Genomic DNA, 19,779 nt, shown 5'->3' with positions numbered 1-19,779 from the left:
GCCGCGAAATTCGCAGCCCGGCCCCAGGTGTTTGCCTTGAGGACGGTCAGTGGCCGGAGTTGTCCGCTCCGCCGCCCTGGACGTTGCCATTGTGGCTGATGGAGGTGACGGCGCCGGACTGTTCGTCCAGCAGCACCTTGTCGTTGCGCTCGTGGTGGAAGTTGAACATCGCGTCCACGGATCCTGCCGTCGCGTCGGCCGAGGAGTCACCGATCTGGCCGGTGTGCCAGTTGTCCTCGATGAACCGCAGGATGGAGGCCTGGTCCGTCTCGGTGTGGTCCACGAAGTTCTTCTTCGCATAAGGGGAGATGACCACCAGCGGCTGGCGGGGTCCGGGGCCGCACCGGTCGGCGTAGCCCCCTGCCACCGGGACGCCGTTCGCTGCGGCATTCAAGCACCATGCGGCGTCGTCGGATCTGGTGGAAGCGTTCTTCGGCTGGGCGGCGACGTGGTCGTACCAGCCGTCCGAGTCGTCATACGCGAGCACGACGGCGGTGTTGTCCCAGTTCTTGGACTGCTGGATCTGGTTGACGGTCTTGGTGATGAAGTTCTGCTCGTCCACCGGATCCGAGTACGCCGCGTGGCCGTCCTGGAACTCGGAGGCCTTCAGGAAGGACACGGCAGGCATGTTGTCGCTGTCCACCACCTTGCTGAAGTCGGCGAGGTCGTACTGGTGGTTGGCCTGGCCGTTGTGCCCGATTTCCGCGTCCGAAGCGGGCGGAAGGTGGTGCGGGTTGGCGGTGGAGGCGTAGTACTGGAACGGCTGGTGGTGCGGGGAGTAGTCCACCACGGAGGCGCCGGCGGCGTTGGTGTGGGCGGCCATGCAGGATGCGGGAGCGCTGCCGGTGGCCGCGGTGGTGGGGGCGAAGCCGCCCTGGAACCAGCCCCAGGATGTTCCCTGGGCGTTGAGCAGGTCGCCGATGTTCCGGCCGGTCATGCCCGCCAGGTTGTTGGCCTTGGCATGGCTGCTGTTGGAGCAGTCGTCGTAGACAGGGTCGGGGTCGTTGATCACGGTGCCCACGCCGTTGGCGTCCGGCTGGCGGACGGCGCTGCTCCCGGCGGCCGGCGTGGCCACGGGCGCCCCGGCGGCGTTGTATTCCTTGACGCCGTGGGTTTGGCCCGAGATCAGGTTGAGCGCGCCCGGAGTCGAGGGGCCGAAGACGGTGCTGAAGTGGTTGTCGCTCATCGCGTAGTTCTGGGCGTAGTTCCACATTCCGGTGACGGTGTTCCCGTCGTAGTAGTCCATGGTCAGGCCGGGGCGTCCGTACTGGTTGGTCCCGCACGCGTCACGGCTGGTGAACTGGACGAACTTGTCCATCGCCCCGCCGTTGTAGGCGTTCTGTTCGGCTTTGTAGCCGTGGTCCTGGTCGCACGTAACGGCCTGCATCGGGGACAGCCGCGAGGGCTGGACCGAATTGGGGTTCTTCGGTGCCAGCAGTCCTGCATTGGCCAGGGTGTTGATGTCCTTGGGCGTGTCCGTGGACGCGGTGAATTTAGCCGCCGGGGCACCGGAGCCCTGCTGGGTTTCGCCGGGGGTGTTGGCCGCGTTGGGGTAGGTGGCGAAGTAGTGGTCGAACGAAACGTTCTCCTGGAAGAGCACCACGACGTGCTTGATCGGCGTCGCCGTGTCGTTGTGGGTGCCGGCGCTCGCCGGGGCGGCGCCGAAGCCGACCAGCCCGGCCGTCAGGGCGGTGGCCGCCAAGGCGGCCGCACCGGTGGCGGCGGTGACGCTCTTCCTGGTGAATCTGGGTGCCGTATAAGGCATGGGGTTATCCAATCATTCCTGGTGGGTGCACCGCCGCGGCCTGCGGCGGTTGCGGGAGAGTGCTACTTTGCGGGGGTGGCGTCGGCTTCGTAGGTGAGGATTTCGGTGCCGTTGCCCTCATCGCCGTTGTCGGGGGCCACCGTCATGGTCAGGTGCCCGCCGTTGGCGGTCATTTTGAACGGGTTGCGGGTGGCCACGTGCCCTGCGGTGGACCACTTCTGGAACGGGACCTCACGGGTCACCTCATGGGACTTCAGGTCGATCATCGCCATGCCGCCAAGTTCGTAGGTGGCTGCGGTCCCGCCGGCCGGCGGGGTTTGCGGGAGGTTGGTGACTCCTGCGCAGAGCATTTTGGCGTTGGGGATGTACTGGCAGTCCTGGTAATCGATGAAGTAGTTCGGGTTTTGCCACGTGGACAATTCCTTGCCCTGCAGGTCCCACTCCGCGAACCGCCGGGAGCCCCAGGTGTTCCCGACCAGGTGGCCCGTCTGTTTGTCCAGTACGATGCCGCCGAAGTGGTCCTTGACCTCGAACTGCTTGTGGACGTCCAGGGTCTCCGCATCAACCTTGTAGATGATGGCGCTGCTGTCCGGCCGGTATTGGGCTACCGGCACCCAGACGTTGGTGCCATCGAAATCGATGCCGCCCGGATGGTACATGTCGCCTTCGCCCAGGGTGATGTCCTTTTGCAGGTTGCCTGCCTTGTCCATGACGAACAGGTGGCCGATGCCCTTGCCCGGTGTGCGGTCGTAGCCGTCCTGCGGGGCGGGGTACTTGACCGTGGGTTCGAGGATCTGGACGGCGGAGAGGAAGATGTGGTCCTGGCTGTAGGCGATTCCCTCGGTGTGGTACGTGGGGAACTTCAGTTTCAGTTTGGACGTTTGCTGCCAGGCTGTGGTCCGGCTGACGGAGTCGAAGGCGTCCGCCAGGTCGGTGTTTGTTTCGTGGTGGGTCCCGGAAGCGGGGCTGCCGCCGTTGTTCCGGGTGTCCGCTTGTGCGGCCGCCGTACCGGCGGCCGCGCAGGCTGCAACGAGCAGGGACGCGGCCACGGTGAGGGCACGTCGCGTGGGAGTGGAGCTCATGGGGCCTCTTAAGGTTGGGGTCTCAACAGGAGCTCTCAAGTTACTAATGGGTAATGAACCAGGCATGGCGCCCCGGTGAACTGCCGTTGTCGCCGGACTGTCCGGTTGACGCGTTTCCGTCAGGAGGCCACGGAAGCCCTTTGCGGTCCTGCCGGGCCAGCGCCTCGCCGATGACGCGTGCGCCGTCCGGATACGCGCCCGGGTTGGGGCCCGAAAAGTTCAGCCTGATGAAGGCCCCGGCGGGCTCCGCCGGGAACCACTCCGTGCCGGCAGCGATGATGACGCCGGCATCTTCGCAGTCGCGCGCCAGCCGCGGGAGGTCCGTGCCATCGGGCAGGCGCACCCACAGGTTCAATCCGCCGCGGGGCAGGTTGTCGATGTGGGCCCGCGGGACGTGTTCGCCGAGGCTGGTGGCCAGCAGGTCCCGGCGCGACTGGAGCTGCTGGCGGAGGCTGCGCAGGTGTGTCTGCCAGCCGGGCTGCGTGACCACATCCAGGGCTGCGGCCTGAAGGAGCCCGCTGACGTACATGGATTCCGCCGCACGCTGGCCGAGGATGCGTTCCCGCGCCGGACCCCGGGCAATGACTGCCGCGATGCGGATGGCAGTGGAGACGCTCTTGGTCAGCGACCGGATGTACACCACGTGGCCGGAATCATCCCGGGTGGCCAGTGGCACGGGATCGGAAGTGATGCCGAAGTCGTGCGCCCAGTCGTCCTCCACCAGGAACGCGCCGTGCCGGCGGGCCACGTCCAGGATGTCGCCGCCGCGTCCCGCCGCCCACTGCGTGCCGGTGGGGTTGGCATAGTTGGGCTGCACGTAGAAGGCACGGGCCCCGGTCTCGGCGAAGGCGCGGTCCACGTCCGCGGGGTCGGGTCCGTCCGGCCCGGTGGGGACCGGCACCAGGCGCACCCCGGTCTGTGTGGCGGCCAGGATGGCGCCCCAGTACGACGGCGATTCGATGAGCATCGGCTGACCGGCGCCCACGAGGGCGCGGAAGATGGAGCTGAGGCCGCTCTGGCTTCCCGGCAGCACGATGACGTCATTGGGCGTAGGCGGGGTGACCCCTACCGGTGTGGCCTGCCCCAGTTCGCGGGCGAACCATTGCTGCAGCTCCGGCATGCCGGCGGCGGGCGGGCGCGACAACGCGGCATCTCCGCGGGCAGCGCGGGCCAGGGCTGCCCGCACCAGCCGTTCGGGGAGCAGTTCCCGGTCCGGGTATCCCGAATGCAGCCAGATGGCATCGCCGGGCACGTTGCGCATGGTGCTCGACGACGACGGCAGCGGCGAGGACGGGGACCGCAGTGCTGCGGTCTGCCAGGCGTAGTCGGACGGCCGGGCTGTCCTGACCGCACGGACGAAGGTCCCGACGCCGGGCCGGCTTTCAATCAGTTCCTGGGCGGCAAGGGCCTGCAGGGCTTTCTGCACCGTCACGGGGCTTGCCTGGTGTTCGGCCACCAACTCCCGGGTGGACGGCAGCCGCGCGCCGGGAGCCGCACTGCTGATCCACTGACGGAGTGCCGCAGTGATGCGCGAACTGCTATCGTTGGTCATGAAAGATTATAGTAGCGCTACTGTCCTTGAGCGCCCAGCGATACCGCTGGGAATGTCGGCCGGAGTGTGGTGGGGACTCCTTGGCGTGGCGGCGTTTTCCTTCACCGTGCCCTTCACCCGTGTGGCCGTTGCCGGGATCCCGCCACTGTTCATCGGCTCAGGCCGTGCCGTCGTCGCCGCACTCCTCGCCGCCGCAGCGCTTGCCTTGACCCGGCAGCGGCTGCCCCGGCGCAGCACCTGGCTGCGCCTTGCCCTCGTGGCCGGGGGCGTCGTCGCGGGCTTCCCGCTACTGACGTCCTATGCTCTCACCGCGGTTCCCGCCGGGCACGGTGCCGTCGTCATCGCCCTCCTGCCGGCGGCGACGGCGACGGCAGCCGTGCTCCGCACCGGCGAGCGGCCGGCCGCCGCCTTCTGGGTGGTCATGGCGCTTGGCTCGCTGGCGGCGATCGCCTTCGCCTTCCTGCAGTCCGGGGGAGTGGGGCACCTGCAGTGGGCAGACCTGCTGCTGCTGGGTGCGGTGGCCTGCGCCGCCGTCGGATACGCCGAAGGGGGACTGCTGGCCCGCGAACTCGGGTCGTGGCAAACCATCGCCTGGGCACTGGTCCTCGCCGCCCCGGCCATGCTGGTCCTGGCCGTTGCCTCCGTCCTCAGCCAGCCGCCGTCGGCCACTCCCGTCCAGTGGGCGGCCTTCGGCTACCTGGCAGTGGTCAGCATGTTCCTGGGTTTCGTCGCCTGGTACCGCGGGCTGGCCATCGGGCCCATGGCGCAGGTCAGCCAGATCCAGCTGCTGCAACCGGTCCTCAGCATTGGTTGGGCGGCGCTGCTGCTGGGGGAGGCACTCACCTGGACCACCATCCTGGGCGCCCTTGCCGTCATCCTCTGCGCCGCCGCGGCCGTCCGCGTCCGCCTTAACCGTCCCGACCGCTAACCGAAAAGGAGCACCCATGTACATTCCCGCGCACTTCGCCGCCGCGGCCGAAACGGTCCACAGTTTGCTGGCAAAGCCCGGCGCCGCCAACCTCATCACCATGACGGACCAGGGCCTGCTGGCAACGCTGCTGCCCTTTGCCTACAACCCCGGCGTGGGGGCGCACGGTTCCCTGCAGGCGCACATGGCGCGGAACAACCCGCAGTGGGCCACCCTGCCCACTGGCGAAGCGCTGGCCATCATCCAGGGCCCCGACGACTACATCTCGCCGTCATGGTACGCCGCCAAGGCCGAGCACGGGCGCGTGGTGCCCACCTGGAACTACACCACGCTGCATGTCTACGGCGAATTAGTGATCCATGACGACGCCGGCTGGCTGGCACGGCACGTCCGGCACCTGACCGGCCTGCACGAGGACGGCCGGGAGCGCCCTTGGGCCGTGGACGACGCCCCGGAGAAGTTCATCGCCGGGCAGCTGCGGGCGGTTGTCGGCGTGGAATTGCTGGTCAGCCGGATCCAGGCGAAGGAAAAGATGAGCCAAAACCGGTCCGACGCCGATGCCGCCGGGGTAGCGGCAGGCCTTCGGGCCGAGGGGCGCGAAGCCGGCGCGGCCGCCGTCGAACGCGCGCGCCGAAACTGACGCTTAAGGGCCCTAAGCGGCACGTTCCAGCAGCACCATCACCTCGTAATGCGTGGTCTGCGGGAACATGTCCAAAACCCGCGCCCGCCGCGCCGTGAAGGACGGAAGGTTCGCCAGGTCGCGGGCCAGCGACTGTGCATTGCAGCTGGAGTACACCACGTGCTGCACGTCCGAGGCTTCCAGCCAGCCGCACAGTTCCGTGCCGATGCCGCGGCGGGGCGGGTTCACAATCACCAGGTCCGGCGACTCCTCAGCAGCCAAGGCGAAGGCGGTGGCGTCGCCGGCCTGGAACTCCATTCCCTCCAGGCCTGCCTCCCCGCTGCTGAGCCGGGCGGACACGATTGCCTCGCTGCTGGTTTCAATGCCGGTGACGGTGCGGGCCGGGGCGGCGCAATGCAGGGCGAAACCGCCTACCCCGCAGTAAAGGTCCCAGACGGATGCGGGCGCGAGCTGGTTAACCCACTCGCGGCCCTGCCGGTACAACGCCGCGGCCATCTCGCTGTTGGTCTGGAAGAAGCTCTGCGGGCGCAGGTGCAGGGTGACGTCGTTGACCCGCATGGCCAGGGTTTCCTGGCCGGTCAACAGGATCTCCCGGTCACCTTCCAGGACGGCCTTGTGCTCCGGATGCAGGTTGACCGACACCACTTTCACCTGGGGCAGCGCCGCCAGCAGTTCCGGCAGGTGTTTGCGGATCCGCGGCACCACCTGTTCGGAGCGCAGGACCAGGCGGAGCATGACCTCGCCGTCGGGGGATTCGGTGATAATCACGTGCTTGAGTTCGCCGGTGCGGCGCGGCACATCGTAGGGCGTCAGCCGGATCCGGCGGATGATGTTCGCCAGGGCCGGGAAGCAGGCCAGCAGGCCGGGGGAGCAGACGCCGCACCGGCGCAGGTCCACGCCGTGGCCGTCTGCGTCGAGGATTCCGATGGTGGGGTTCTGTGCCGTTCCGCCGATCACCATCTTGGCCTTGTTGCGGAAGCCGGACTCCCGGCTGGCCACCGGCGGCAGCCATTCAAGTCCGGCGTGACCGGCGAGGAGGCCCTGGCAGTGGCGTTGCTTGCCGGCCAGCTGCTCGCCGTAGGGCATGCCCATGTGGGTGCAGGAACGGCAGGCGCCGGCATCGAAATAGGAGCAGTCCATGACCGGACAAGTTTACCCGCTGCCTTTCGCAGCCTCGAAGTGCACGGACGACGGCGGCACTTGGCTCAGTGCCGCCGTCGTATTTTTACTGGCGGGGAAGCGGTATGCGCCGTGCCTTCGGGCCGGTACTTCCGGCCGGGCCCATGACCGCAGCGAGCACTACGGCCGGGGAGGCGGCCACGAGGCTGGCTCCTTCCTCTTCTCCCGAGCAGCCGTAACCCCAGCTTGCGAACACCGCGGGAATGCCGTGGATTGTGGCTCCGGCAACGTCGTAGCTGCGGTCACCCACCATGAGCGGGGCGGCGAGGTCCACCTTTGCAGCCTCCAGCCTGCCGAGCGCTTCGGCGATAACATCCGCCTTGCTCCACCTCGCGTCCAGGTCCGACGCACCACAAATGGTGGTGAAGTAATGGTCCAGCCCAAAACGGCGGGCCATCCGGACTGCCTGGTCTTCGGCCTTGGACGTCGCCACCGCCATCGGTATGCCGGCAAAGCGCAGTTGTTCCAGCATTTCCCGGACGCCCGGATACGGAACCGACTGGTTCGCGCCGGCGTCCGCATAGGCTTGCCGGTAATGGGTGAGGGCCCGCCGGGCGAGGACTTCATCGTGTCCCAGTATCTCCCTGAAGGATTCAAGCATGGGCGGCCCTACCAGGCGGAGCAGCCCTGCAGGCGCTGGAACCGGCGCCCCCACGGCAGCCAAGGCAAGGGCGGCGCTGGCCGTGACACCCGGTGCCGAATCGAGGAGCGTCCCGTCCATGTCGAACAGCACGCAACCGTAGGCTGCCGTGGGGCGTTGGAGGCTCTGGTGCCGAAGTATCATCTCTTAGTGCTTTCATTCTGGAGCCGGGCCGACTCGTGTCTGCTGTTGGGAGTTCATACGGTGAAGGGTGGACATGGATCGGGCTAGTCTTGATCGGATCGATCAGAGCATCCTGGCGGAACTGACGCGCAACGCCCGCATCAGTCATGCGGAGCTGGCAGCGAAGGTGATGCTCTCCCGCAACGCTGTCCGGCAACGGATCGACCGAATGGAACGGCAGGGCTATATCCAGGGCTATACCGTAGTGGCCGGCGCTCCGGGACAGGGCACAGTTTCGGCCTTCCTGATGGTCTACCGGAAGGACAGGGTTCGCGGGGCCGACGTCATTGCGGTGCTGCAGTCGATCCCGGAAGTGGTTCTGTGCGATGTGGTCAGTGGCGACTTCGACCTCCTGGTGCGCGTAGAAGCGCGTTCGCTTGAACGGATCCAGGAGATCTGGGAGCAGATTGCGGCCACGCCCGGTGTAACGGACACGGTAACGGCAATGACCCTGTCCAACTATGTCCGGCGCGGCGCAGGAGTGCTGCCGGACTAGCCAACGGAACCGGGCATCCGGGTGCCACCTCCGGCCATGGCAGCATCCACCACGGACTTGGCCGATGCAAGGTCCATCAGTTCCTTCCCGGCCACGATGTCCACCACGGCTTCCCCGCTCCGGAGTGCCTCCTTTGCCACCGCCGCAGCGGCCGCGTATCCGATGCTTGGTACCAAGGCTGTGGCGATGCCGGCAGATGCTTCGGTGCGTGTCCGAAGCAACTGGGTGTTGGCTTCAATTCCATCGATGCAGAGGGTGCGCAGGCTCGCAGCGCCCGCTCCCAGCCAGCCAATGGACTGCAGCAGGACATGGGCCATCACGGGTTCGAAGGCGTTGAGTTGCAACTGCCCGTTATCCGCAGCCATTGTCACCGTGGTGTCCGCTCCGGCCACGGCAAAGGCGATCTGGTTGACGGCCTCCGGAATGACCGGATTCACCTTGCCGGGCATGATGGAAGAACCGGCCTGGCGCGCCGGCAGGGATAATTCGCCGAGTCCGTTTTGCGGCCCGCTCGCCAGCAACCGCAGATCGCTGCAGATCTTTGAGAGTCGTATCGCAGCGCGTTTCAATATTCCGGACAAGTGCATGAAGGCGCCGACGTCCCAGGTGGCCTGGAACAGATCGCCGGCGGCACGGACCGGAAGGCCCGAGATTTCCGCGAGGGCGGCCAACGCCCGCTGCTGGAATCCGTCTTCGGCTGTGATGCCGGTCCCCACAGCCGTCCCGCCGAGGTTGCATTCGAGCATCAGGTCAACGGATTCCAGGATCCGGGCGCAGTCCTCCCGGACAGTGGTGCCGAAGGCGCGGAACTCCTGCCCCAGTGTCATGGGGACGGCGTCCTGCAGTTGGGTGCGCCCAATCTTCACCACGCCGCTGAACTGGGTTCCCTTGGCCAGGGCCGCGGCCGCAAGCTGTTCCAATTCCCCTGCCAGTTCCAGCGCACCGGCGGCCAGCGCCAGCCGGAGGGCCGTGGGATAGGTGTCATTGGTTGACTGGCACTTGTTGACGTGGTCAATCGGATGCAGGTGCCCGTAGTCGCCGCGGCCATGGCCCAACTTCTCCAGCGCCAGGTTGGCGATGACCTCGTTTGCATTCATATTGGTGCTGGTGCCGGCCCCACCCTGGATGACGTCCACGCAGAACTGCCCGTGATGCTGTCCGGCCAGGATCTCCTGGCAGGCTTGCCGGATTGCACGGACCTTGTCCTGTGAGAGCACGCCGAGTTCTCCGTTGGCGCGGGCAGCGGCGCTCTTGACCATCGCCAGAGCCCGAACAAGGTGCGGATGGGTGGATACGGGGATGCCTGTGATGGCGAAGTTTTGCAGGGCCCGAGCGGTGTGGGCTCCCCAATAGGCGGCCGCCGGGACGGCGACGGGCCCTAGTGTGTCCGTCTCGATGCGATATTCCATGGTTTCTTTCGCGGGGAAGGATCTTGTGGTTTTTGGGAACGGCAGGTCCGCTCCGTCATGGGCGCTTGATGCAGACAACCTTGGGCTGGGTCATCTCCTCGTAGGCGAAACGCACGCCTTCGCGGCCCATGCTGCCGTACTTGGATCCCCCGAACGGCATGCCGTCGAAGCGGTAGTCCGACGAGTCGTTGACCATGACGCCGCCCGCCTCGAGGCGGGACGCCGCCTGCAGCGCTGTTTCCAGCGACCGCGTGAAGATTCCGGCATGGAGGCTGAAGTCCACGGCGTTGGCCATCTCCAGCGCTTCGTCAAAGGTTGAAAACGGCTGGAGCATGGCCACCGGCCCGAAAACCTCCTCCATCCAGAGCCGGCTGGCCGGGCTGACTTTCTCCAGGACCGTGGGCTGGAAGACGTTGCCAGCCCTGGTGTTTCCCGCGAGGACGGCAGCCCCGGCGGCGACGGACGTTTCTATCTTTGCCGTGAGCTGGTCCACGGCTGCGCCGGTGATCATCGGCCCCATGTCGGTTGCTTCGTCGTCCGGGTCCCCGGTTACGAGTTGCGCCGTCGCGCGCAGGAAGTCGCGGCGGAATTCCTGGTAGCGGGATTCGGCTACAAGGATGCGCTGCACACCCACGCAGTTCTGGCCCGCCGCCCAAAAAGCTCCCGAGACACAGGCCTGCACGGCAGCGTCGATGTCGGCGTCATCCATGATGATCACCGGGGCATTCCCACCAAGATCCATGGAGAGCTTCTTCAGGCCTGCGGTCCTGGCGATGGCTTCCCCGGTGGAAAACCCGCCCGTGAAGGACACCATGCGGATCCCGCGGTTTGCCACGATCGCCTCCGCAACGCCCCTGTCCCCGTGGACCACACTAAGCACCCCCGGCGGCAGGCCGGCTTCGGAAAGGACCTCCGCCAGCAGTTCCGCGCACAAAGGCGTCAGGGCGGATGGCTTGAGGATGACGGCGTTTCCTCCTGCGATGGCGGGGCCTACTTTGTGCACCACCAGGTTCAGGGGGTCGTTGTAGGGCGTTATGGCCGCGATGATCCCCAGGGGTTCGCGGGAGAACCAACCCGTGCGGTCCTCCGAGCCCTCGTAGGAATCGAAAGGAATTATCTCGCCGGCGTTGCGGCGGGCCTCAGCCGCGGAGAGGCGCAGGGTGTTGACTGCGCGCAACACCTCCTTGCGTGCCTGGCGGATCGTCTTTCCGCTCTCCGCCGTGATGATCCGGGCAAATTGCGTGCGCCGTTCCTCGATCTTCGAGGCGGCGCTGTCCAGGATTCTTCCCCGGGCATGGCGCGACATCGCCCGCGCCTGCCGCGCACCGGCCCGGGCCGACGCGACAATCGCGTCCACGGATTCCGGTTGGGCCATGGCGACTGTCCCCACCACCCGGCCATCGTAGGGGCTCACAACGTCGCGGAAGACGCCTGATTCAGCCGCAAGGGGTGCAATCATCGATTCACGCATCTGCAGCCACCTGGTTCCGCGCACCGTGCATGGCGATGATGTCCGACAGGAGGGCGAACGCAGTCTCAACCCGTCCGGCTCCTGGCCCTGAAACGGTAACTGGACCGAGGAGGTTTGTATTGAACGAGACGGCGTTATTCGCGCCGGACACTCCCGCGAGGCCGTGGTCCAGGGGGAGGGCCGCGGGGGCAACCGAGGCGCTGACGGTTCCGTCCTGGTTCCTCCGCGCCGAACCCACGAGTTTCCAGCGGCGGCCCTCGTTCCTTGCGCTGCTGAGGTCCTCCGGGGTCAGGGACGAGATACCTTGGCGCTCAACGTCCGCCAGCCGAAGGTCCGCGCCGAGCAGTTCGTTCGCCAGGATCAGGACTTTGAGCTGGACGTCATAGCCGTCGATGTCGGCCGTGGGATCCGCCTCGGCATACCCACGCTCTTGGGCTTCCCGGACAGCCTCCTCGAACCCGAGGCCTTCTTCCATCCGGCCCAGGACATAGTTGCTCGTGCCGTTGAGGATGCCCTCGAACCCGTTGAGGGTCAGCCCGGGAAACAGTTTTTTGGCGAAGCGGATGACGGGGGTCCCGCTCATCACGGCGCCTTCGAATTCGAAATGCAACCCGTTCCGCTGTGCAAGTCCGGTGAGTTCGGCACCGTGCAGGGCAACAGGGCCCTTGTTGGTGGTGCAGACACTCTTCCCCGCTTCGAGGGCCCACCGCACATGCGAAGCGGCCGGTTCCCCGGTTGCGGGGTTGGTGAAGGTCGCCTCGCAAACGATGTCAGCGGAACACGTCCTGATGACACGCTCGTTGTCCGGGTCGGCGGATCCTCCGTGCGCTGCGAAGGTCTCGTCCGCCGGGTTTATCCGCAGGGCCATGTCCATGTCGATTCCGCCGTCCCGGACCAGGGAACCGAGCCGAAGGTCCGTGATGGCCACAACCCGCAGGCCAAAGCCCAATTCACGGCTGAGGTCATCGCCCCGGGTTGCGATCAGTTCGGCGAGCGTTCGGTTGACGCCGCCGAAGCCGATCAGTGCAATGTCGTAGGTGGTCATGGTGCTCCTTTGATGTGGTGGTTTGGTGTTCCCATCGTGGCCCCGGCCACCGTCCGTCGGGATATGCCCAAACGCACTATCGGGCGGCCACATCGACCATTTGAGAACCACATCGACATACGGCGTCATGACCACGTGCGTGCAACATTCGCATTTTCATATGATTTTGATGACTAAAACTTCCTTTTCGTGTTACTTTCGTCACTGTCGACGCGCTACCAGCTCCTTTTGGACAGGCCATCGAACCGCGGCCGTCCTTCCTTCCCACCGTTCCCCACTGGAGGCATCTCTTGGAATCTTCGACCCCCCTAACCCTCAAGCCGGAGCCTGGTGCACCACCGGCCACAGAGTCGGGCCTGCGCCGCTCCATGGGACCCCGGCACCTGGTCATGATCGCCATGGGCGGCGTGATCGGTTCAGGCCTGTTCCTCAGCTCGGGATACACCATTTCCCAGGCCGGCCCCCTGGGCGCCGTGCTCGCCTACCTGGTGGGCGCCTTCGTGGTCTATTTGGTCATGGCCTGCCTGGGTGAGCTCGCCATTGCGTACCCGGTGTCCGGTGCTTTCCATATCTATGCCGCACGGTCCATCGGTCCCGCCACCGGATTCGCCACGGCCTGGCTCTACTGGCTGTGCTGGGCCGTTGCCATCGGATCCGAGTTCACCGCCTCGGGCTTGCTGATGCAGCGGTGGTTCCCCGGCGTTGACGTGTGGGTTTGGTGCCTCGTGTTCGCCGCCACGCTGTTCGGACTCAACGCGGTGTCGTCCAAGTTCTTCGGAGAGTCGGAATTCTGGTTCGCCATCATCAAGGTAGGGGCCATCATTGCGCTCATCGTCCTTGGCGGGGCAGCCCTTCTGGGCTTCCATCCGCTGAGCGAATCCGGCACCCATCCTTTCCTGTTCGAGAATTTCAACACCGACGGCGGGCTGTTTCCCAATGGGTTCACCGGCGTCCTCGTGACCGCGCTCGCCGTCTTTTACGCCTTTTCCGGCTCCGAGCTGATTGGTGTGGCCGCGGGCGAGACGAAGGACCCCGCCACGAGCATCCCCAAGGCGATGCGCAGCACGGTTATCCGACTCCTGGTGTTCTTCGTGGGTGCCATCGCCGTTATTGCGGCCACCATTCCGTACCAGGAAGTTGGGCTGGATGAGAGCCCCTTCGTTACAGTGTTCACGGCTACCGGCGTCCCGTTCGCCGCAGACCTGATGAACTTCGTCATCATTACGGCGCTGTTGTCTGCCGGCAACAGCGGCTTGTTCTCATGCGCCAGGATGCTCTATTCCCTCGCCGATGAAGGCCACGCACCGCAGGCGCTGAAGAGGTTGACGGGGCGCGGCATACCCATGATCGCACTCTCGGTGAGCATGCTCGGCGGCCTGGCCTCACTCATCAGCAGCGTGGTCGCCCCGGAGTCCGTCTACCTGGCGCTCGTCTCGGTTGCGGGCTTCGCCGTGGTGGGAGTGTGGATGTCCATCACAGCCTCGCATTTCTTCCATCGACGGTCTTTCGTCCGGAACGGCGGTGACGTTTCCACGTTGCCATACCGTGCCCCGCTCTTTCCGGTGGTGCCGGTCCTGGCGTTTTCCCTCTGCGTCCTTTCCCTCGTCGGCATCGCTTTGGACCCGGCCCAAGTCGCGGCCCTGTACTTTGGCGTCCCTTTTGTTGCCGCCTGCTACGGCTATTTCCACTTCAGGTATGGACGGAAGTCCCGGGCGGTCAGGGCGGACTAGCACAAAAGGCCGCATTGGGGCCTGATGAGGACGGCTGAACCACATCTGCACCGGGCCCCGCCTGTTGGGCGGGGCCCGGTGTTGCTTTGGGGCCGTGAAAGCCACTCCCGTGTGAGGATAGGGTGGTTGCCGGTCGGAAGGAGCAGTAAGCGTGGATAACTCCCCGGAGGCGTCTTCCCTGGCGCAGGGGCTGCGGATCGTGCGCCTGGTGGTTGACCGGGAAAAAACCGGCAAGCAGCTATTAGGCGTCTCGCAACTGGCCGCCGAACTGGATATGGACCAGAGCCGCGTCTCCCGCCTGACGCAGGAGCTCTGCGATCTTGGCCTGCTTGAGCGGCGCGAGCGGGGCCCGTTCCGGGTGGGAAGCGCCTTCTTCAGCCTTGCCGCCACGCTCAACACCGGTTGGGTAAGGGACGCCGGAGCGGAACTCGAGACCCTGGTGGCCTCCACGGGGCTGCGTGCCCGGGTATCCGTCCGTGACGGTTACCGGGCCATCCTGCTGCTGGCCTCCAGCAACGATTCGCAGGCCGGCAGCTTCGTCCAGCCTGGCATGGTCACCCCCGTCTGGTGCACGGGAGCGGGGCGGGCCCTGCTGTGGGACCATAGGCGGCGAGGTTTTGAGGCGTTGCTTGCCGACGTGAACTTCGTAGGGGTCGGAGGCCCCGGACGTCCGCATTCCAGCGCGGAGGCCTGGGAGTTGATGGCCAGGGACAGGCCCCGGGGTTACGTCGTAGCGGCCGAAGAGTTCGAGCATGGCATCACTGAAGTGGCCGTACCCATCCGCGGTCCGGAGGGCGGCATCCTGGCGTCACTCAGTGTGCTGGGTGGCCGTGCCGATGTTGACGGCCGGGCCGGGGAAGTGGCGGATATCCTCGCCGGGGCCGCGGGCAGGCTCGGATCCGGCCGTGTCCCTGTCCGCCAGTAATGCCGTCCGCAGGGCCTAGGGATGGTGGTTCGCCGAATGCCCTCCGAGCATGGCTTCAAGCCATTCACCTTCGCTTCGGAGCGCCTTTGCATGTTCGGCTTGCTTGGGTTCGATGCGGCTTTTCAGCCCAACCACCTGCAGCGCGGCCACGACTCCACCACTGAAATCCCTCACGGGCACCGCCAGGGAGTAGAGCCCCGGTTCAGCTTCCTCGTCGACGACTGAATAACCGCGCAGGCGTGCCGCCCTCAGGCGCTCCAGGAATTCCTCAACGTTGCCCGGAGTGTTGGGGCCGTGCTGTTGGAAAGTTACCCCCGCGAAGATCGTACGGACTGCGTCATCGGAGGTTTCCCAAAAAAGCGCCTGACCGGCGTCACTGCAGTAGGCAGGGTAGGGCCGGCCCAGCCAGGACCCCACCATTCTGCTGCTGGCGGGGATGCTTTCCCCCACAGTCACAGTGCTGTTGCCGCTGAGGACCCCCAGGAAACACCCCTCGTCGGTCTGGCCCGCAAGGTGCTCCAACGCCGCTGCCCCGTCCGAATGCAGCCGACGGCGGGTCAGCAGATGGGCATCCGTCAAGACACCCCAGTCCAAGGCAAAAGTGCGCTGGGGCGTCCGCTGCAGGAAACCCTCCTGCTCCGCTGTCCGCAGGCTCCTGGAGACCTGGCTGCGGTCTTTGCCGAGGTCCGCGGCGATCTCGGCCACCGTGCCGCCGGGGAGGCCGTGCGCGTGGCGCTCCCCGGCGGCCAGGACTGCCATGATTCCCCGCCCCATGCTTGTAGTCCTCAACATGGTCCGAGTCTAGATGACCCTTGGCGGAGGTCAGGAGATGGCAAAGACGCGGGCGGGAAAGCCGCTGCCTTCACGTGGCTTTGCCCAGCTGGCCACCACCACGGCCCCGGACTCCGGGAGCCCGGTCAGGTCCGCCAGCAGCTCTATTTGCCAGCGGTCCTGGGCGAGGATATAGGTTTCCAAGCTGAAGTCTCCCCTGGATGTTGCCGCCCCGGGGTCCGTATCCGTCTGCTCATGCCCCACAGCCGAGACCGAACGTTCCTCGATAAGGAAGGAAAGCACCTCCCGGGACCAGCCGGGGGTATGGCTCACGCCTTCGGCATCCCTGTTGGCCATGGCGTCGCTGTCCGGCCACCGCCGGCTCCATCCGGTCCTCAGGGCGACAAAAGATCCTGCAGGTACCGTTCCGTTCCGGTCCTCCCACGCCCGCAGATCCTCCAGGGCAGGAGTTGCATCAGGATCTTCCTCAACGCGCCGGCTGATGTCCAGCACAACAAGGGGCAGGATCATGTCCTGGACCGGAATCCGGTCCAGGGTGCGGCCGCCGCGGATGAAGTGGGACGGAGGGTCCACATGCGTTCCCCATTGCCCAACGATCGAATACCGGTGGGCCGTAAATCCGTCGCCCTTTTCAAGATCGAAAAGCGCCTCCCGGCTTTCGTCCGGAAAAGCGGCGAAACGGGGCTGGCCCGGGTGGAAGGCGTGGGTGAGGTCCGTAAACGTCCTGCCTGCCAGCGCGGACTGCAGTGCCGGCCAGGCGGCGGTGGTGGTGAGGGTCATGACGCCGCCTTTGAAGGAGTATTGCGGTGCAGGCCGCCGGCAACGCTGAGCGGACCGCTCACCTCGATGACGGGCAGTTCCCACGGGTGGATGGCCACCAGTTCCTGCATGGCGCGCTCCAGGACGGCATCGTCCAAGGCGGAATCAAAATAGGTGGTGAAGACGAACGTGGGCGAAAGCGTCTGCTCGCCAACCTGGCCGAGGGTGGGAGTCGCCCCCTCGCCGCAGGAGAATCCCTCGAACCCGATTCCAGATTCGAAGACGTGCTTGTAGTTCCCGAAATCACCAAGGTCGGGAAACTGTTCAACGGCCTTCAGGAGCTCTGCCAGCCCTGCATCCTGCTGGACCGCGTCAGCGTTTCCGGCTGCAATGCGGCTGAAGGTTTCTGCGCTGATGGGCCAATGGACCCGCAGCTTACGGACGCTGTTCAGGTGCACACTCACGAAATTCTCCTCTTGGGGTGGTCATCAATGCAGTCATGGTGACACACAGTGATATTCATTACAAGCATGGGAAATTGTCTATAATGAGTAAAACTGCACAAACCGACCGGAGTTGCGATGCCCCACCGTCTTTCCCTTGCCACCGAACTTGAGGGCGGCGCGCGCTTGGTCTCCGATGGCGCCCTTGCCACCGAACTTGAAGCGCGCGGCTGCGACTTGAACGATCCGCTGTGGTCCGCCAAGGTCCTCCTGGAGCAGCCCGAACTCATCAGGGACGTGCACCGGGACTATTTCGCCGCCGGGGCCAACATCGCCACCACCGCCAGCTACCAGGCCACGCCGCAAGGGTTTGCTGCCCGGGGGATCGGCCGGGAGGAAGCCCTGGACCTTGTTGGCTTGTCGGTCCGGCTCGCGGATGAGGCCCGGCGGGAGCATATGGTGACCCACCCTGACTCCGGTCCGCTGCTCATCGCGGGATCGGTCGGTCCGTACGGCGCCTACCTCGCAGATGGGTCTGAGTACCGCGGCGATTACGTCCTCAGCCCCGCGGAATTCCGTGCTTTCCACGGGCCCCGCATCAGTGCCCTGGTTCAGTCCGGCGTCGACCTCCTGGCCTGTGAAACGCTGCCCTCCTTCGCCGAGGCGGAGGCCTTGCTGGCGCTCACTGCGGAAGCCGGCGTCGAGTCCTGGTTTTCCTTTACGCTGCGCGACGACGCCAGCATCAGCGACGGCACACCCCTGGCGGACGTGGCCAGGCTCCTCGATAGGCGCCCCCATGTTGCCGCCGTCGGGGTCAATTGCGTACCCCTGCACCTGGTGGCTCCGGCACTGGCAGCCTTGCGGCAATACACGCGCAAGCCCCTGCTGGCTTATCCGAATTCCGGCGAAACCTACCACGCGGACTCCAAGACGTGGGGTGCGCCCGGAACCGGCGGGGCGCAAGACGGGGCGCCACAGGACCTCGCCGCAGGAGTCCCTGCCTGGCGTGAACAGGGTGCCCGGATCGTTGGGGGTTGTTGCCGGACCGCTCCGGGTGACATCGCCGCCGTCGCCGCCTTGTAGTCGACTTCCTCGCACGGTCCACCGGCCGGCGCCCGGTCGGGAACACCACACCCTCCCCGCATGTTAAGAACTGTGGAGAGATCAATCATGGACAGCAGAACGTACCAAGCACTCGTTGTACCGGCCAACAACGCCGAGCCCATCCGCATGGAGCTGGTGGGAGCGGACCTGCCGGCCCTGGAGTCCCTGGTGGAAGGGCCGCTTGAATCCGTGATCCGCGGCGACTGGCACGTGTACCTGAACGCCGAAAGCGTGGCTATGCTGCTGCCGGTGAATTTCCGCGCCGGCCAGCTCATGCACGAATGCGGTTTGGACCTGGACGGGATCCGCGGCACCGCCGTCTTCCTCGGCCGCGGCGAACACGGAAGCGAAGCGGACGTCCCGGAGCACCTGCCCCGGCTCGCGGAGGAGCTGTTCGGGGCGCCGCTGGCGGCCTGACCTAGCGGGCGCGGACGCCATACGTGCTGAGCACGTTCCCCTTGCTGGTCCGGGACTGCTCCTGCAGCTCCAGGCGGGTCAGCGGGTCGCCGTCCTCAAACAGGCGGCGGCCGGTGCCCGCGATGACCGGATGGGTCATCAATTGAAGCGAATCCAGCAGCCCCGCAAACAACAGCTGGCGCACCACGGAGATGCTGCCGCACACGGCGATCTCACCGCCTTCCCGCTCCTTCAGGGCCGCCACGAATTCCTCCAGCGGCGCATCCATCAGCCGGGAGTTCTCCCACTCAAGCGGCCCTGCCATTGTCCGCGACGCCACGTACTTCTCCACGGGGTTGATGAAGGCGGCAAAGTCCTGGTCGGCGGAGGCGTTGGGCCAGTAGCCCGCCCACTCCTGGTAGCTGACACGGCCCAGCACCACGGTGTCCACGGTGTTCATCATCCGGGTCAGCCCGCGGCCAAGTTCCTCATCGAAGCTGTCGAACTGGAACTTGAACGGTTCCGACACCACCCCGTCGACTGAGTGGAACAGGCCGGCAGAGACTTTGCGCATGGGTCCTCCATTGATCGAGCGGTCAGCCCTACGCTATGTGCCCGGAGGCGCCGGGCGGAAGGGTTCTACAGGGCTTATTCGGCCCCGGAATCCGTACGACGCCGGGCGCCCGGGTTAGTTTGGTCACTCGCCGTAGCGTCTTGCGCAGTTTCGCGCGGGCCGGGCCCCATACTTGTCTTGAACGGCCTTCGCCGTCCCCGGGCCAGGCAGGAGGAAGTGCATGGAAACCCTGAAGAAAATCGTGACCAACCAGTATTTCCCTGCCGGATCCGTGCTGGCGGCCGTGCTGCTCTTCTGGGTGGTGGGGTTGTTCGGCGGACTGTCGCTGCTGAACAACAACCAGCCGCCGCTGACCACGCTGACCTGGCTGCTGTTCGTCTACTCCGCTGCGGTCCTCAGCCCCGTCGCCGGACTGGTTGCCGGCATCGACCTGGTCCGCCGCTGGCGCCGCAACCGCGCCGCCGCTCCGGAAGCCCGCCCGGAATTCGAGGCGGAGACCTTCAGCGGTGAGGCACTGTCGGACTCCACTACTGCGCCCTCAGCCATGCCTGCAGGCCCCGCGGAAGCAGATGCCGTGAAGCCTTCTCCCGCTGCCGCGCAAGCGTCACGCCCGCCACTGCCCGCAAAGAAGCCGCGGCAATCCGGCCGGGAAGCAGCCTAGGCCTT

20 protein-coding genes are annotated in these 19,779 nt (G+C 66.0%); 8 read left to right on the top strand and 12 right to left on the bottom strand.

What is annotated here, in order from left to right; translation table 11 throughout:
• Positions 1-46: 46 nt before the first annotated feature.
• The 3 genes from ACX5I6_RS19340 to ACX5I6_RS19330 form a co-directional block, all read right to left on the bottom strand.
• Entirely contained in the window at positions 47-1,765 is a 1,719-nt protein-coding gene (locus tag ACX5I6_RS19340) for a phospholipase C (RefSeq protein WP_461841533.1), read from the bottom strand.
• A gap of 62 nt (positions 1,766-1,827) precedes the next feature.
• A complete protein-coding gene (locus ACX5I6_RS19335) occupies positions 1,828-2,847 on the bottom strand; it encodes a DUF6454 family protein (RefSeq protein WP_461841532.1) in 1,020 nt (339 codons plus the stop codon).
• Between the two features lie 43 nt (positions 2,848-2,890).
• A complete protein-coding gene (locus ACX5I6_RS19330; protein WP_461841531.1) occupies positions 2,891-4,399 on the bottom strand; it encodes an aminotransferase-like domain-containing protein in 1,509 nt (502 codons plus the stop codon).
• 52 nt (positions 4,400-4,451) lie between these two features.
• On the opposite strand from ACX5I6_RS19330, the gene ACX5I6_RS19325 reads away from it, so the two are divergent.
• Both ACX5I6_RS19325 and ACX5I6_RS19320 read left to right on the top strand, forming a co-directional pair.
• The gene (locus ACX5I6_RS19325) at positions 4,452-5,327 is read left to right on the top strand and encodes a DMT family transporter (RefSeq protein WP_461841530.1); all 876 of its coding nucleotides are present in this window, start codon (positions 4,452-4,454) and stop codon (positions 5,325-5,327) included.
• Positions 5,328-5,343: 16 nt separating this feature from the next.
• Positions 5,344-5,967, top strand: a complete 624-nt coding sequence (locus ACX5I6_RS19320) for an FMN-binding negative transcriptional regulator (protein ID WP_461841529.1) — start codon at positions 5,344-5,346, stop codon at positions 5,965-5,967.
• Positions 5,968-5,979: 12 nt separating this feature from the next.
• Here the strand turns inward: ACX5I6_RS19320 and rlmC are convergent, their stop codons facing one another.
• Together rlmC and ACX5I6_RS19310 are read right to left on the bottom strand one after the other, a co-directional pair.
• Positions 5,980-7,107, bottom strand: coding sequence for a 23S rRNA (uracil(747)-C(5))-methyltransferase RlmC (gene rlmC, locus ACX5I6_RS19315; RefSeq protein ID WP_461841528.1), 1,128 nt, complete (start codon positions 7,105-7,107; stop codon positions 5,980-5,982).
• Between the two features lie 85 nt (positions 7,108-7,192).
• Positions 7,193-7,879, bottom strand: a complete 687-nt coding sequence (locus ACX5I6_RS19310) for an HAD hydrolase-like protein (RefSeq protein ID WP_461841527.1) — start codon at positions 7,877-7,879, stop codon at positions 7,193-7,195.
• Positions 7,880-8,003: 124 nt separating this feature from the next.
• On the opposite strand from ACX5I6_RS19310, the gene ACX5I6_RS19305 reads away from it, so the two are divergent.
• A complete protein-coding gene (locus tag ACX5I6_RS19305; RefSeq protein WP_461841526.1) occupies positions 8,004-8,465 on the top strand; it encodes an Lrp/AsnC family transcriptional regulator in 462 nt (153 codons plus the stop codon).
• Here ACX5I6_RS19305 and ACX5I6_RS19300 read toward each other — a convergent pair.
• The 3 genes from ACX5I6_RS19300 to ACX5I6_RS19290 are packed head-to-tail and all read right to left on the bottom strand — an operon-like array spanning position 8,462 to position 12,390.
• Positions 8,462-9,874: an aspartate ammonia-lyase gene (locus ACX5I6_RS19300; RefSeq protein ID WP_461841525.1), complete on the bottom strand. Its 1,413-nt coding sequence runs from the start codon at positions 9,872-9,874 to the stop codon at positions 8,462-8,464. The genes ACX5I6_RS19305 and ACX5I6_RS19300 overlap by 4 nt on opposite strands.
• Before the next feature lie 55 nt (positions 9,875-9,929).
• Positions 9,930-11,345: an aldehyde dehydrogenase family protein gene (locus ACX5I6_RS19295; protein ID WP_461841524.1), complete on the bottom strand. Its 1,416-nt coding sequence runs from the start codon at positions 11,343-11,345 to the stop codon at positions 9,930-9,932.
• Positions 11,338-12,390, bottom strand: coding sequence for a homoserine dehydrogenase (locus tag ACX5I6_RS19290; protein ID WP_461841523.1), 1,053 nt, complete (start codon positions 12,388-12,390; stop codon positions 11,338-11,340). Before ACX5I6_RS19290 ends, ACX5I6_RS19295 begins: the two co-directional genes overlap by 8 nt.
• A gap of 290 nt (positions 12,391-12,680) precedes the next feature.
• On the opposite strand from ACX5I6_RS19290, the gene ACX5I6_RS19285 reads away from it, so the two are divergent.
• Positions 12,681-14,120, top strand: coding sequence for an amino acid permease (locus ACX5I6_RS19285; RefSeq protein ID WP_461841522.1), 1,440 nt, complete (start codon positions 12,681-12,683; stop codon positions 14,118-14,120).
• A 151-nt stretch (positions 14,121-14,271) separates the two neighbouring features.
• Complete coding sequence (locus tag ACX5I6_RS19280) at positions 14,272-15,045, top strand: IclR family transcriptional regulator (protein WP_461841521.1); 774 nt, start codon at positions 14,272-14,274, stop codon at positions 15,043-15,045.
• Between the two features lie 15 nt (positions 15,046-15,060).
• Here the strand turns inward: ACX5I6_RS19280 and ACX5I6_RS19275 are convergent, their stop codons facing one another.
• From ACX5I6_RS19275 to ACX5I6_RS19265, 3 genes are read right to left on the bottom strand one after another with little or no spacing between them, the layout of a single operon-like run.
• Positions 15,061-15,837 (bottom strand): IclR family transcriptional regulator, encoded by a 777-nt coding sequence (locus ACX5I6_RS19275; protein WP_461841520.1) that lies wholly within the window; start codon positions 15,835-15,837, stop codon positions 15,061-15,063.
• Positions 15,838-15,867: 30 nt separating this feature from the next.
• Positions 15,868-16,617, bottom strand: a complete 750-nt coding sequence (locus ACX5I6_RS19270; RefSeq protein WP_461841519.1) for a cyclase family protein — start codon at positions 16,615-16,617, stop codon at positions 15,868-15,870.
• Positions 16,614-17,060, bottom strand: a complete 447-nt coding sequence (locus ACX5I6_RS19265) for a hypothetical protein (protein ID WP_461841518.1) — start codon at positions 17,058-17,060, stop codon at positions 16,614-16,616. The genes ACX5I6_RS19270 and ACX5I6_RS19265 overlap by 4 nt, the downstream gene beginning before the upstream one ends.
• Positions 17,061-17,177: 117 nt before the next feature.
• Here ACX5I6_RS19265 and mmuM point away from each other — a divergent pair, with 117 nt between their 5' ends.
• Positions 17,178-18,122 (top strand): homocysteine S-methyltransferase, encoded by a 945-nt coding sequence (gene mmuM / locus ACX5I6_RS19260; protein WP_461841517.1) that lies wholly within the window; start codon positions 17,178-17,180, stop codon positions 18,120-18,122.
• Between the two features lie 87 nt (positions 18,123-18,209).
• Positions 18,210-18,560 carry a DUF3846 domain-containing protein gene (locus tag ACX5I6_RS19255; protein WP_461841516.1) on the top strand — a complete coding sequence of 117 codons (351 nt, stop codon included), beginning with the start codon at positions 18,210-18,212 and terminating at the stop codon, positions 18,558-18,560.
• Position 18,561: 1 nt separating this feature from the next.
• Here the strand turns inward: ACX5I6_RS19255 and ACX5I6_RS19250 are convergent, their stop codons facing one another.
• Positions 18,562-19,113, bottom strand: a complete 552-nt coding sequence (locus tag ACX5I6_RS19250; protein WP_461841515.1) for a dihydrofolate reductase family protein — start codon at positions 19,111-19,113, stop codon at positions 18,562-18,564.
• A 220-nt stretch (positions 19,114-19,333) separates the two neighbouring features.
• Between ACX5I6_RS19250 and ACX5I6_RS19245 the strand changes: the two genes are divergently transcribed.
• Complete coding sequence (locus ACX5I6_RS19245; protein WP_461841514.1) at positions 19,334-19,774, top strand: hypothetical protein; 441 nt, start codon at positions 19,334-19,336, stop codon at positions 19,772-19,774.
• Positions 19,775-19,779 lie beyond the last annotated feature (5 nt).

The organism is Arthrobacter sp. MMS24-T111 (assembly GCF_054888995.1).
This window is presented reverse-complemented; position numbering and strand designations above follow the sequence as displayed.